Origin of the sequence: Streptomyces albofaciens JCM 4342 (assembly GCF_008634025.1) — a bacterium.
Lineage (GTDB): Bacteria > Actinomycetota > Actinomycetes > Streptomycetales > Streptomycetaceae > Streptomyces > Streptomyces albofaciens.
In genome coordinates, this window is record NZ_PDCM01000001.1 from 4,494,326 (window position 1) to 4,508,199 (window position 13,874).

A 13,874-nucleotide genomic window follows, 5' to 3' on the forward strand; every position below is an offset into this window, starting at 1 on the left:
CATGAGCGTAGACCTCGTTCGGACGCCGTCCCGAACTCCGCGCGAAGAGCCCGCCCGGCGCACCGCCCGTTTCCTCGCCCGTCGCTCCGGGCGCCTGCACCGCAAGGCGTGGGCCGCGGTGTTCGCGGCACTCGTCCTCACCTCGCTGCTGCTCGGCAGCTTCGCCCTGGCGACGGTGTCGGCGCTCGTGGGGCACCCTCGGGTGGAGCGCTACGCGGCGACCGGCGCCGTGGTCGCCGCCGACCAGAACGCCCGGTACCGGGCCAAGCCGTGGGGCGACGCGCCGACCACCGTGACGCAGTCGCTCACCGAACGGATCCGCGTCCCCGCCGAGGTCGTGGACCGGCTCGCGAAGGCGCCCGGCGTACGGGCCGCCATCCCGGACAGCAGCTTCCCGGTCGCGCTCGCGGGTGCCGACGGCCGGCTCGTGCCGGGACCGGCCGGTGATGCGGGTGCCGCCCCCGTGTACGGCCACGGCTGGGCCGCGGCAGCCCTCGCCCCGTACACCCTGCGCGAAGGCGAGGCGCCCTCCCGGGCGGGGCAGGTGGCGATCGACGGGGACCTGGCCGCACGCGCCGGAATACGCCCCGGCGACCGGATCCGGGTGCAGGCGCTCGGCACACCGGCCTCCTACGTCGTCTCCGGCATCGTCGCCCCCGAAGGCCGTGCCGACGACACCGGACTCGCCCATCAGGGCGCCGTCTTCTTCACCGACGACCGGGCCGCCCGGCTGGGCGGCCACCCCGGCACCGTGGACGCCGTCGGGGTGCTCGCCGCGGACGGTGTGAGCGGTGACCGGCTCCGCTCCGAGCTGCGCAAGGCCCTCGGCGGGCCCCACCCGGCCCGGGACGCCGTCGCCGGAAGCCGGGACCGGCAGGACTCGGCCGAGCTGCGGGTGCTGACCGGCGACGAGCGGGGCCGGGCGGAGTTCCTGGAGGCCGCGCCGAGCCGCACGAGTCTGCTGGACCTGCTCGCCGCCCTCTGCGCGACCGTCCTCATGATCGCGCTGCTCGTGGTGGCCGGCACCGTCGGCCAGGCGGTGCACCAGCGGTCCCGTGAACTGGCGCTGCTCCGCGCGGTCGGGGCGACGCCCCGGCAACTGCGGTCCACGGTGGGCCGGGAGGTGACCGGTGTCGCCACGGCGGCCGCCGTCCTCGGCGCGGCCGGTTCCGTGCCGGTCTTCCTGATGCTGCTGTGGATGCTGCGCGACCGCGGCGCCGTACCCGTCGGGCTGGACCTCCCGGTGCTGCCGTGGATGCTCGCCGCGCCGGCCCTGACGGCCGTCCTCACCCTGGTCGTCGCCCGGGTCTCGGCCGCCGTGGCGTGCGGACGCGTCGCCCGGATCCGTCCCGCCCAGGCGCTCGGCGAGGCAGCCGGCGAACCCGGGCGGCCGGGCCGGGGCCGCACCGTCACCGGCCTCGCCGTCCTCTTCGCGGGCCTCGGCTCCGCGGGGACCGCCGCCCTCCAGTCGGGAGAACTCGCCGCCATGGCCGCGAGCAGCGCGACGATCGCCCTCATCATCGCCTGCGCGCTGCTCGGCCCGTGGATCGCCCGCGGGGCCATGCGCCTGTTCGCCCCGCTCGCCCGGAAGCTGGGCGGCCCGGGCGGCTACCTCGCCGCGGCGTCCACCACCGCGAACGCGCGCCGGCTGGGCGCGGCCATCACCCCCGTGGCCCTCGTGGTCGCCTTCACCGGTGTCCAGCTCACGGCAGGCGCCACCATGGACCACGAGGGCGGCGCGCAGGCCCGGCAGGCGATGCACGCGAACCTCGTCGTGACCACCGGGCAGGCCGGGCTCCCGGCCCGGGCCACGCAGGACGTCGCCGCGGTGCGCGGTGTCCGGGCCGCCACGGGCACGCTCCACAGCACGGTCCTCCTGGCCCGGCGCGAAGCGGGCGACCCCGTACTCGACCGGCTTCCGGTGGTGGGCGTCACTCCCGGCGCGCTGCCCGGGACGCTGGACCCCGGCGTCACCTCCGGGTCGCTGCGGGACCTGCGCGAGGGCACCGTGGCGGTGGGCGCCGCCCGGGCCGACTCGCTCGGCGTCACGGTCGGCTCCCAGGTCAGGCTGCGCTACGGCGACGGCGTCACCGCCTCGCTGCGCGTGGTGGCGGTCTACGAACGTTCCCTCGCACTCGGCGACTTCCTGTTCGCGCGTGACGCACTGGCCGCACATGTGTCGGCACCCCTCGACACCCGCGTCCTGGCCCGGGTCGCGCCGGACGCCGACCAGGCCGCCGTGCGGCGGGCCGTACGCACGGCACTGTCCGGCGTCGCGTTGGACGTACGGGTGGCCGGCGCCCCGAGCCCGGAGCACCTGCTGTCCGCGGACCGGGACGTGAGCCAGGTGCTCACGGCGGTGGTCGTCACCGTCGTCGGCGGGTTCACCGTCATCGCCGTCCTCAGCACCCTGGTGCTGATCCTCGTCGGACGCAGACAGGAACTGGTGCTGCTCCGGCTGGTGGGCGCGGGCCGGCGCCAGATCGGACGGATGCTGAGGGCCGAGGCCGTCATCGTGATCACCACCGGCCTGGTGGTCGGCACGCTGGCCGCCGCCATACCCCTCACGGCGTTCAGCCTGTCCGTCACCGGTTCCCTGCCCCACCTCCCGCCGGTGCAGGCGGCGGCCATCGTCCTGGTCGTCGTGGTGACCGTCACCGCGGGTGCCCTGCTGCCCGCGTGGCCGGCACTGCGCCGGCGGTGCCCGGCGGCGCTGAACCGCGAGTGACGGCCGGTCTTCTGGCCGCACCCCAAAGGCGCGTACGGCCCCCACCGGACTCCGGTGAGGGCCGTACGCGTGCTTCCGCGCGGGGCGGTGCTGCTCCAGCGGCCCCGGGACCGGTTCCCCGTGGCCGGGCCCGTTGTGGGAACGGGCCCGGGGCGGGTTGTCAGGGCTGGACGTCGACGGCGGTTTCGGTGCGGAGGTCGTTGACGAAGCCGTTCTTGGCTACGCGCATCCAGTAGGAGTGGGTGCGGACGTTGGCGGGGATGGCGGCGTCGCGCTCCAGTTTGCGGTGTGTGGAGGTGGCGCCGGAGGGGACGTCACGCTGGAACGTGTAGGGGTCCCACAGGCCCAGTTCGCTGATGTAGAAGGGCTTGCGCTCCATCAGCATGACCAGGTCCGGACTGCCCTGCGGGGGCTGCCAGTTGACGCGTACGGTGGCCGCGTCCACGCGGTCGACCGAGGTGATCGCCGGCGCCTTCGGTATCGACGAGGAGGCGGCGGGCTTGAGGCCGTTGCTGCGGATGGTGCGCGGCACCCACTCCTCGTAGCCGTCGGGGTTGTCCAGTTTCCCCGTGACACGGAGTTCCGTAGGAGCCTGGTTCTGCCCGCCCGCGCACGCGTCGACCTGGGTGACCTTGCGCCAGCCCGAGGAGAATCTGACGTCGGCCTCCTTCTGGAACTTCAGCTCGCGGACCGTGCCGCCGAAGACTCCGCTGACGGCGTAGACGTAGCGGGAGTCGTGGTCGCGGACGACTTGGTACGTGCAGCGGTCCACGGCCGCGGCGCGCGCGTCGACCGAGGCGGCGGGCGAAGGGGAAGGAGCGGCTGTGGCGACGCCCGCGCCTGCGGCGAGGACTCCGAGGCTCAGCGCGCACACAGTGATTCCGGCGGCGGTACGGGGCGGCATGCGTCCTCCGGTGGCATCGAGGGGATCGAGCTGATCAAGGTCGGACGCTACCGGCAAAGAGCGGTCAAGCAAAAGTCAAGAAGTGGCAAAGAGGCGGGAATGAGTCAGGCCCGACGAGCTGGCGGGCGGAGCAGGACTCGGCCCGGACCGGGATGGTCTGCGGGTGGCCAGGGCTTCGCCGGGGGCGTTGCTCGACGGAGTCCGGGGCCCGTGCCCATGGCCCGTATCGCGGCAGTGGGCGAAATCCGCTGTCCGATCGGTCAACCCGTCCTCGTACTGCCCCTGACAGGCAAGTGATCACCGGGCTCGCCGGGTTCACCGGCCGGAGGTCTGTGCCGTGGATGCGAGCGGTCCGCCGCCCCGTACGGGACGCTGTTCCCGGGAGCCGTGGCGGTCACCCCGCCGACCGGTGTCCTGGTCCTGGTCTTCCGCCGTTCCCGTCTCCGACACGACCTCGGGGGTGTGAAGGGATGACGGAAACGGCGCCGACGCCGTTGTGCCCTAGGAGCGCTCCCACTGCGTACCGCGACCTGAAAGGCAGTCACGTGACCACGAAGCACCACGCCACCACACAGCAACAAGCCACCGCGAAGCGTCAGGTCACCACGGCCTCCGACCGGACCGGGCGTGCCCCCGGTACCCGCGAATGGTGGCGGCAGGCCGTCGTCTACCAGGTGTATCCGCGCAGCTTCGCCGACTCCGACGGCGACGGCATCGGCGATCTGCCCGGCGTGACCTCCCGGCTCGGCCACCTCGCCGGCCTCGGGGTGGACGCCGTCTGGCTCAGCCCCTTCTATCCGTCCCAACTCGCCGACGGCGGTTACGACGTGGCCGACTACCGGGACGTCGACCCGCGCCTGGGCACCCTCGACGACTTCGACGCGCTGGTTGCCGAGGCCCACCGGCTGGGCCTGAAGGTGATGGTCGACATCGTGCCCAACCACTCGTCCGACCAGCACCGTTGGTTCCAGGAGGCGCTGCGGGCCAGTCCGGGCTCCGCGGCGCGGGAACGGTACGTCTTCCGCGAGGGCAAGGGCGCGCACGGTGAACTGCCGCCCACCGACTGGGTGTCGTGCTTCGGCGGCCCCGCCTGGACCCGGCTGCCCGACGGCTGGTGGTACCTGCATCTCTTCGCCCCGCAGCAGCCGGACTTCAACTGGGACCACCCCGAGGTCCGCGCCGAGTTCCGTACGACGCTGCGCTTCTGGTCCGACCGCGGGGTGGACGGCTTCCGCGTCGACGTGGCGCACGGCCTGGCCAAGGACCTGGCTGCGCCGCTCCGCGACATCGGCACCGTCGAGGCGTACGACCCGCAGGACCTGCCGGAGGACGGCAGCCACCCCTTCTGGGACCGCGACGAGGTGCACGGCATCTTCCGCGAGTGGCGCAGGGTCTTCGACGAGTACGACCCGCCGCGGATCGCGGTGGCCGAGGCGTGGGTGCGCAACTCCCGCCGCACCGCCTATGCCACGCCCCAGGAGCTGGGCCAGGCCTTCAACTTCGAGTTCCTGGAGGCCTCGCTGCACGCGGGCGAACTGCGCGCCTGCATCGACACCGCGCTCGCCGACGCGCGGGCGGCCGGGGCCACCGCGACCTGGGTGCTCTCCAACCACGACGTGATCCGGCACGCTTCCCGGCACGGCCTGCCGGAGGGCTGTGACGCGGAGGCGTGGTTGCTCTCCGACGGGCGGCAGCCGCCCCTGGACCGGGAGTACGGGCTGCGGCGGGCGCTCGCCGCGACCCTGCTGATGCTGGCGCTGCCCGGTTCCGGATACCTCTACCAGGGCGAGGAACTGGGCCTGCCGGAGGTCGCCGATCTGGACCGCGGCGCTCTGCGGGACCCGGTGTGGACCCGCAGCCAGGGCCGGTCGAAGGGCCGGGACGGCTGCCGGGTGCCGTTGCCCTGGCGGCGCACCGGCAGCTCGTACGGCTTCGGCAGCGGCGGGTCCTGGCTGCCGCAGCCGTCGTACTGGGGCGAACTGTCCGTGGAGGCACAGGAGGGGCGGCCGTCCGCGCCGCTGGAGCTGTACCGGAGGGCGTTGCACTTGCGCCGCGGGTTGCTCGCGGACGAAGCGCTGGAATGGGTCGGCGGCGACGAGGCGGTGGCCGGGGGCCTGCTGCACTTCCGCCGCTCGGGCGGCTGGCACTGCCTGGCCAATTTCTCGGACACGCCGCAGCCACTGCCCGCCGGCACGCTGCTGCTGTCGTCGGCGCCCGTCACCGGTGACGAACTGCCGCCGTGGACGACGGCGTGGGTGCGTACGGCGGCGGATTGAGCCGGGGCCGGTCCGGAGGGGCGCGGGTGTGCGGGGGCGGGACGGGTGGCGGCCGACCGGCAGGGCCACCCGTCCCGGTCCCGCCCGCCGGGCGGCGACGCCATCGGAGCCCTCTCGCCTGATCCAATCTTGGGGAGTTTGTGTAAAGATTCCCTGCCCGGCCCGGGTGGGCCGGGGTGTAAAGGGGAAAATTCGTGAAATCAACGACCCTCAGATCCGCCGTCGGCACGGTGCTCACCGTCGCCACGGCGGCCGTGCTGCTGCCCGCCGTGCCCGCGGCGGCGACCGCCCGTACCGGCGGGGTGGACCAGGCCACCGCAGAAACGTTCATCCGCACCGCCGACGCCCTGCTGACGCAGCGTACGGCGGCACTGCTCGACACCCGCTCCGCGCGGATAGCCCCGCTGCCCCGCAAGCAGGTGCGCCTGTCGGCGGGACTGGCGCGCGCCGAGAACGCCGGGGTCGCCACCCTGCGCGCCCGCAAGCAGCGCCTCGCCGCCCTCGGGGAGGCGTACACCGCCGCCGACACCAAGGTCGCCGTGGACGGCACCCGGGTCACCGGCCGGCGCGCCACGGTCGAGGTGACCGAGAGCACCACGCTCACCTACAAGAAGATCCGCGGCGACGAGCCGGGCACCACCGGCTTCAAGGCCCGCCACGAACTCGACTTCACCGCCGTCCCCGGCGGGACGTGGGAGCTGACGGGCATCCGGTCCAAGGACGACGGGCCCGGCGCGATCAACGCCCCCGCGCTGCGGGCGGCGGCGGTCGCGGACGACGGGAACACCATGCCCAGCGCGCCGCCCGCCTCGACCTCCCGGCCCCTGCGGGCCACCCCCCGCAAGCAGCTGACCGGCGGGTACGACTACGCCGCGATGGCCGCGTACACGGAGAAGTACTGGCGGAACTACAACCCCCAGTACCGCAAGTTCAACGCGGACGGCGGCGACTGCACCAACTTCCTCAGCCAGGCCCTCAAGGCGGGCGGCTGGAAGCCCGAGGGCGGGGCCTCCTCCGACTACCGCAAGTGGTGGTACGACGCCAACGGCCAGTCCGACAGCTGGCTCGGGGTCAACGAGTGGTCCTGGTACGCGCTGAACTCCAAGCGCGTGACCAGCCTGTCGAACGTCTACCAGATGGACATCGGCGACGTCATGCAGATGGACTTCGACGGTGACGGGTCCAAGGACCACTCCATGATGACGACGTACCGCAGCAGCTACGGCGTGCCGTACCTGACGTACCACTCGACCAACACCTACCGGAAGTCGGTGGCGAGCATCATCGCGTCCTACCCGGACGCGGTCTACTACGCCTACCGCACCTGACGGCCGGGCCGGGCGGTGTACCGCGAGGCACCGCCGCCCGGCCGCCCCGGTGATGTGATATGCGGCACCGGTGGATGATGATCGGCATGGTGCCTCTGTGATACTTGGGCCAGAACACGTGTTTTGGTGCCAGGGGGTAGGAAAATGTCGAAGAGGAGCGTGCTCGGCACGCCGGCTCTGGTCACCGTGGCGGCGCTCGCCCTCGGCCTGTCGGCCTGCGGCTCCGACGACCAGGGCGGCGACGGGAAGCAGACGGCGGCGCCGGCCCAGGACTCGGCCCAGCCACGGCCGGCCCCGCGGGAGGACGGCAAGGGCAAGGACGGCACGACGCCGAAGCCCGAGGAGAAGTGGGACGGCAAGGTCAAGGTGCTCGGGGACGGCTCGACGTCGTACACCGGCCCGCAGCCGAAGCAGCCCAAGCCCGCGAGGCTCAAGCCCGGCGAGAAGCCCCCGCAGTTCGTGGTGTTCTCCTGGGACGGCGCGCTGGAGGGGGACGACCACCTCTTCTCCCATTTCCGTGAGGTCGCCAAGCAGAACAAGGCCCAGATGACGTACTTCCTCACCGGTACGTATCTGCTGCCGAAATCCAAGGCGACGATGTACAAGCCGCCGCAGCACAAGCCGGGCGCGTCGGCGATTTCCTATGCCACGGACGAGCACATCAAGGACACCCTGCGCCAGCTCCGGAGCGCCTGGCTGGAGGGCAACGAGATCGGCACCCACTTCAACGGCCATTTCTGCGGGGCCAAGGGCGGCGGTGACTGGAGCGTCGCGGAGTGGAAGAGCGAGATCCAGCAGGCGTATTCCTTCGTCCAGAACTGGAAGACGAACACCGGCTACAAGAGCCTGCCGCCGCTGCCTTTCGACTACGAGAAGGAGCTGGTGGGCGGGCGGGCGCCGTGCCTGGAGGGCCAGGAGAACCTGCTCACCGCCGCCAAGGACTTCAAATGGCGCTACGACGCCAGCTCGCCGGGCGACTTCCAGGTGTGGCCGTCGAAGAAGAACGGCATATGGAATTTCCCGCTCCAGCTGCTGCCGTATCCCAAGAGTGAGAAGCAGGTCCTGTCCATGGACTTCAACTTCCTCTACAACCAGTCCGGTGACAACACCAAGGGCGACCCGGCGAAGTACGAGCAGTGGCGGAAACTGACGCGGGACGGATATCTCAACGGATTCAACCGCGTCTACCACGGGAGCCGCGCGCCGCTGTTCATCGGCAACCACTTCGAGGACTGGAACGGCGGCATCTACATGAAGGCCATCGAGGACGTGGTGAAGGCGGTGTGCACCAAGAAGGAGGTGCGCTGCGCCACCTTCAAGCAGGTGGCCGACTGGCTGGACGCCCAGGACCCCGCGGTCCTGGAGCGGCTGCGCGGTCTGGACCCGGCGCAGATCACGGACTGGTCGTCGGTGGTGAAGTAGCCCCCGCCGTGGGTCCGGGGGCAGGAGCCCCCGCCGCGGTCCGGGAAGCCGTCCGGCGCGGTCCGCGAAGCCCCGGGGAGCTTCGCGGACCGGTGAGCGGCCGGTGGACGCACCGGCCGCGGGCCCTCAGCGGCCGCTCATGTAGCGCGTCCAGATGTCGGTCGGGAGCGTGCTGCCGGCCGTCTCCTTGCGCTGCCCGCCGATGCCGTCCAGCGGCTGGAGCTCCTGGCTGCGCGGGTCGATGCGGGCGAGCGAGACGGCGGTCGACAAGGTGCCGCGGTAGCCGACGAACCAGGCGGATGTGTTGTCCTGCGCGGTGCCCGTCTTGCCGGCCGCGCCCGGACCGGCGGCCTTGGCCGCGGTGGCGCTGCCCCGGGCGACCGCCTCGCGCAGCGCGTCGTCCACGGCGCCCGCCACGTTCTGCGGCAGCACCTGCTTGACGGCCGGCTTCCCGACCGGCACGTTGCTGCCGTTGCGCATCAGCCTGCCGACCGAATACGGCTCGCTGTGCCGGCCCCGGCCCGCGAACGTGGCGTACGCGTCGGCCATCCGGATCGCGCTGGGCGTGGCGGTGCCGAGGGCGAACGACGGCAGCTTCTCGCCGAGGCTGCTCTCCAGCAGCCCGGTCTGCACGCCGACCTTGCCCACCCGTTCCAGGCCCACGTCCATGCCCAGCTGCATGATCGCGGTATTGACGGAGTTCGCGACCGCGCTCTTCAGCGGGATCCTGCCCCAGGACTTCCCGCCGTCGTTCTCCGCCTTGGCGATCTTGCCGGCCCGGTCCCAGTACGGCCCTTCCGGGGTGAGCAGCGTGATCTTGTTGTTGCCGTCGTAGACCGTGGCCGGGGTGACCGGCGTACGGGGCTTGCCGCGCTCGCGCTCGACGCCGTCGCGCAGCGCCGCGGCGTAGACGAACGGTGTGAACGCGCTGCCCGCCGGCACCACGGAGGAGTTCGCGTCGTTGAAGCCCTGCTTGAGGTAGTCGGGCCCGCCGTAGAGCGCCACGATCCGCCCGTCCGTGGTCACCGAGGCCGCGCCGATGCGGACATTGCGGTCGGCCTGCCGGGTGTCCGGGTCGAGCTTGGCGCGCGCCGCGCCGACCGCCCGGGCCAGCGCCGTCATCCGGGGCTTCTCGAAGGTGGTGTGGATCTGGTAGCCGCCGAGGGCGAAGTCCTTCTCGGAGATGTCGGTGTGCGCGTCGACGTAGGCGCGGGCGGTCTCCACCAGGTAGCCGTTCTGCCCGGTCAGCCCGGCGGGCTTGGGCGGGGCCTGCGGCTCGGGGAAGCGGGTGTAGCCGTCCCGCTCCTCCTGGGAGAGCTTGCCGATGGCCACCATCCGGTCCAGGACCCAGTTCCAGCGCTCCACGGCGCGCTTGTGCGCGTCGGAGCCGAGCGCCGGGTCGTACAGCGCCGCGCCCTTCAGCAGCGAGGCGAGGAACGCGCCCTCGCTCACGTTCAGCTGCGAGGCGTCCTTGCCGTAGTAGGCGTGGGCGGCGCGCTGAATGCCGTAGGTGCCGCGTCCGTACCAGCTGGTGTTCAGATAGCGTTCGAGGATCTCGTCCTTGGACATCTTGTTGTCCAACTTGATCGCGATGAACGCCTCGGTGAGCTTGCGGGTGAACGTCTGGTCCTGGTTGAGGTAGGCGTTCTTGACGTACTGCTGGGTGATGGTCGAACCGCCCTGGGTGTCGCCCCCGGTGACCATCCGGGTGGCGGCCCGGAGGATGCCGCTGGGCGAGATGCCGCTGTCGGAGTAGAACGTCTCGTTCTCGGCGGCCAGCGCGGCCCACCGGACCTTCTCGGGGACGGATTCCAGCGGCATGTCCTGCCGGTTGATGTCGCCGGTACGGGCCATCTCGGTGCCGTCGGCCCAGTAGTAGACGTTGTCCTGCTGGGTGGCGAAGGCGTTCAGGTCGGCGGGTATCTCGGTCCGCGCGTACATGATCGCGAGAATGCCCGCCAGCACGCCGACGAAGGAGCCGCCGAGGCCCAGCGACTGGCGCCACGATGGTATCCAGCGCCGAAAACCGGTGCGCCCCGGTCGCGGGTAGGCCGGCCGGAGCCGGCGTATGCGGTGGTATCCGGCCCGCCACCACCGGAGGAGGAGGGCGGGCCATCGGCCGCCCGGAGCGGCTTCGGTGGTCCGGGCGTGTGCCCCTTTTCGACGTTCGATCACCGCTCGACCCTATGGGATGACTCACCGCACCTATGTTCTGCTCTGCCACGAAAACATTACGTTTCCGGGTCGGACGCTGCCGGACGGCCGCCCGGCGGCCCCGGGGGAGGGGCCGTCCGGCCCGGCCGGGCGGGGTGGTGCGCCGCCGGGGACCGGGGCGCGGCGCCCGGCCGTCGCATCTGCGCACGGGGGATCGGCCGTGGCGGGCCACGCGGTCCCCGGCGGCCGATGCGGAGGCCAATTCGGCGCCGGGTCATGCTCGTGAAGCTGAATTGGGACTGTTATTCGACCGGTGGCCGGAATTCATGGGCGGGCGCAAATCTTCCATGGTGACCGGCAGGCGGTTACGCCGCGGTTACAGGTCGGATTTTGTCGTGATGCCGGGTCGGAGTTTGTGGATTCCTGGCATGCCGGGAATGTCCAACCGCCCAATTGGGGCGGTTGGACGTGGTGCCCGCGGGTCAGAAATCAGAAGGCAGACTCGGCGCCTTGGGCGTCGAAGGGCAGTCCTCGGTGCAGGTGAAACCGAGCGACGGCGTCTCGGGGGTCACCGCGGTGGGCTCCTTCGGCAGGCTCTTGGTGCCCGACGGCAGCTTCGACGCACAGGTCTTGGCCGCCGACCGGTACGCCTTGGAGACCGGGTTGATGTTGCTCCCGCCCTTCAGCTGAAGCTGTCCGTTCTCCTTGATCGTGATGCCCGGGAAGTCCTTGACCCCGTTCTCCCGCATGCACTGGGTGAACGCCTCGGCCTGCTTCTCCCGCGTCGAGGCGTCCTCGCCGGACCCGCCCGTACCGCTCGACGCCGACGCCGAGGACGTGGCCGCCGCCGCGCCGATCTTGGCCGACGACGCGGCCGGCGCCGCGGACGACGTGCCGGTCTGCAGCACGAGCACGGTACCGCCGGCCGCCAGCGCCGCGACGAGCAGCCTGCGCTTCTTCCTACGTGGTGTTTCCTCTTCGGACGGTGCCGACATGTCAACTCCTCTGGGACGCTGGACGTCTGGAAGCCAGTTCACCAACCGGGCGGTTACCGCGACGGAACGCCGGGTGTTAGGCGCCTGTAACCCCGGCCGGCGCCCTTACGCCGCTGTAACCGCCCCGCGAGCAAGGTCACGATCAACGGAGTCGAGCCGACGGTGGGGGCCATGCGGATTCTGGTGGTGGAGGATCATCGCGAACTCGCGGAGACGCTGGCCGCGGGCCTGCGCCGGGAAGGCATGGCGGTCGATGTCGCCCTGGACGGCACGGCCGCGCTGGAACGCACCTCGGTCAACCGGTACGAGGTCGTCGTCCTCGACCGCGACCTGCCCGGCGTCCACGGCGACGAGGTGTGCCAGACGCTGGTCACCGAGGGGTACCCGGCGCGGGTCCTGATGCTGACCGCCGCCTCGACCATCGAGGACCGGGTCGAGGGCCTGGCCGGCGGCGCCGACGACTACCTGCCCAAGCCGTTCGCGTTCGCCGAACTCGTCGCCCGCATCCGCGCCCTGGGCCGCCGCAGCCAGCCCGCGCTGCCCCCGGTGCTGTGCCACGCCGACCTCAAACTGGACCCGGGCAAGCGCACCGCGTCGCGGGCGGGCAAGCGCCTGGACCTCAGCCCCAAGGAATTCGCCGTCCTCGAACTGCTGCTGTCCGCGGGCGGCCGCGTGGTCTCCGCCGAGGAACTGCTGGAGCGCGCCTGGGACGAGGCCGCCGACCCGTTCACCAACACGGTCAAGGTCACCGTCAGCCGGCTGCGCCGCAAGCTGGGCGACCCGCCGCTCATCGAGACCGTCGCCCAGGCCGGATACCGGATCTGAGGACGCCGGGATGCGCCGCGTACCGCGCCCGGCCCGGCCCGCGCCCGGCCGCCTCCGCAGGGTCCGCTGGACCATCCGGCTGCGGCTGACCCTGTTGTACGGGGGCCTCTTCCTCGTCACCGGGGTGCTGCTGCTCACCGTGGTCTACCTGCTGGTGGCGGGCCGGCCGCCGTGGTCCGGCGTCGAGCCGCCCAACCCGCCCGCCGCGTCCGTGAGCCCCAGCGGTCTCGGTTCCCCCACCGGCGTGCCGGCACCGACGGTGGACCTGGAGCAGCGTCTGCAACAGCAGCGCAGCGACTATCTCGAAAAGCTGCTCACCTCGTCCGGGATCGCGCTGGCGCTGCTGACCTTCCTGTCGGTGTGGCTGGGCTGGGTGGTGGCCGGCCGGGTGCTGCGCCCGTTGCGGACGATGGCCGACACCGCCAAGGCGATCTCGGCGAACGACCTGCACCGGCGGCTGAGCGCGCCCGGCCCGTCCGACGAGATCAAGGACCTGGCCGACACCTTCGACGCGCTTCTGGACCACCTGGAGGGCGCGTTCGAGGCGCAGCGCAGATTCGTCGCCAACGCCTCCCACGAACTGCGCACCCCGCTGACGTTCGAGCGCAGCCTGCTGGAGATCACCCTCGCCGACCCGGACGCGAGCGCCGCCGAGCTGCGCGAGACCTGCGTACGGGTGCTGGGCAGCAACGCCCGGCAGGAGAAGCTGATCGAGGCGCTGCTGACGCTGGCGCGCAGCCAGCGCGGCCTGGACCGGCGGGTGCCGGCGGACCTGGCGGCGCTGGCCGCCGAGTATCTGGAGCAGCCCCGCGCCGGTGACGGGCCGCCGGGCGTACGGATCGGCAGCGAGCTGGCGCCGGCCGCGGTCCTGGGCGACCCGCCGCTGCTGGAGCGGCTGATCATCAACCTGGTCGACAACGCGGTGCGGCACAACGTGCCGGACGGCCGGGTACGGGTGTGGACGGGCCTGCGCGGGAACCGGCCCGCGCTGTGCGTGCGCAACACCGGGCCCGAGGTCCCGCCGTCCCAGATCGAGCTGATCTTCCAGCCGTTCCAGCGGCTGCGGGCGACCCGCCTCGGCGGCCACGAGGGCCAGGGCATCGGCCTGTCGATCGTCGCCGCCATCGCCGCCGCCCATGACGCCCGGCTGCACGCCGAACCGCTGCCGGACGGCGGTCTGGAAATCCGCGTCGAATTCCCTCCCGTCGCACCCTGAACCCGGCGCTGATTTTCTTTTCTGGA

Annotated in this window: 9 protein-coding genes; 6 read left to right on the forward strand and 3 right to left on the reverse strand. The window is 72.1% G+C overall.

Annotated elements, in window-relative coordinates; all coding sequences use genetic code 11:
• Position 1 precedes the first annotated feature (1 nt).
• Positions 2-2,728, forward strand: a complete 2,727-nt coding sequence (locus tag CP973_RS19930) for an FtsX-like permease family protein (protein WP_150242587.1) — start codon at positions 2-4, stop codon at positions 2,726-2,728.
• A gap of 160 nt (positions 2,729-2,888) precedes the next feature.
• Here CP973_RS19930 and CP973_RS19935 read toward each other — a convergent pair whose 3' ends face one another.
• Entirely contained in the window at positions 2,889-3,632 is a 744-nt protein-coding gene (locus CP973_RS19935) for a hypothetical protein (RefSeq protein WP_150242589.1), read from the reverse strand.
• A 470-nt stretch (positions 3,633-4,102) separates the two neighbouring features.
• Between CP973_RS19935 and CP973_RS19945 the strand changes: the two genes are divergently transcribed.
• The 3 genes from CP973_RS19945 (at position 4,103) to CP973_RS19955 (ending at position 8,658) form a co-directional block, all read left to right on the forward strand.
• Positions 4,103-5,908 carry a glycoside hydrolase family 13 protein gene (locus CP973_RS19945; RefSeq protein ID WP_150242591.1) on the forward strand — a complete coding sequence of 602 codons (1,806 nt, stop codon included), beginning with the start codon at positions 4,103-4,105 and terminating at the stop codon, positions 5,906-5,908.
• Positions 5,909-6,102: 194 nt separating this feature from the next.
• Positions 6,103-7,236, forward strand: coding sequence for an amidase domain-containing protein (locus CP973_RS19950; protein WP_244409616.1), 1,134 nt, complete (start codon positions 6,103-6,105; stop codon positions 7,234-7,236).
• A 144-nt stretch (positions 7,237-7,380) separates the two neighbouring features.
• Positions 7,381-8,658 (forward strand): polysaccharide deacetylase family protein, encoded by a 1,278-nt coding sequence (locus CP973_RS19955; RefSeq protein WP_150242593.1) that lies wholly within the window; start codon positions 7,381-7,383, stop codon positions 8,656-8,658.
• A gap of 126 nt (positions 8,659-8,784) precedes the next feature.
• On the opposite strand, the gene CP973_RS19960 is transcribed toward CP973_RS19955, so the two are convergent.
• Complete coding sequence (locus CP973_RS19960) at positions 8,785-10,833, reverse strand: transglycosylase domain-containing protein (RefSeq protein WP_150242595.1); 2,049 nt, start codon at positions 10,831-10,833, stop codon at positions 8,785-8,787.
• 461 nt (positions 10,834-11,294) lie between these two features.
• Complete coding sequence (locus CP973_RS40055) at positions 11,295-11,807, reverse strand: hypothetical protein (protein ID WP_167538386.1); 513 nt, start codon at positions 11,805-11,807, stop codon at positions 11,295-11,297.
• A gap of 171 nt (positions 11,808-11,978) precedes the next feature.
• Between CP973_RS40055 and CP973_RS19970 the strand changes: the two genes are divergently transcribed.
• Together CP973_RS19970 and CP973_RS19975 are read left to right on the forward strand one after the other, a co-directional pair.
• On the forward strand, positions 11,979-12,632 hold the full coding sequence (locus CP973_RS19970) for a response regulator transcription factor (protein ID WP_150242599.1): 654 nt from the start codon (positions 11,979-11,981) through the stop codon (positions 12,630-12,632).
• A gap of 10 nt (positions 12,633-12,642) precedes the next feature.
• On the forward strand, positions 12,643-13,848 hold the full coding sequence (locus CP973_RS19975) for a sensor histidine kinase (protein WP_150242601.1): 1,206 nt from the start codon (positions 12,643-12,645) through the stop codon (positions 13,846-13,848).
• Positions 13,849-13,874: the final 26 nt, after the last annotated feature.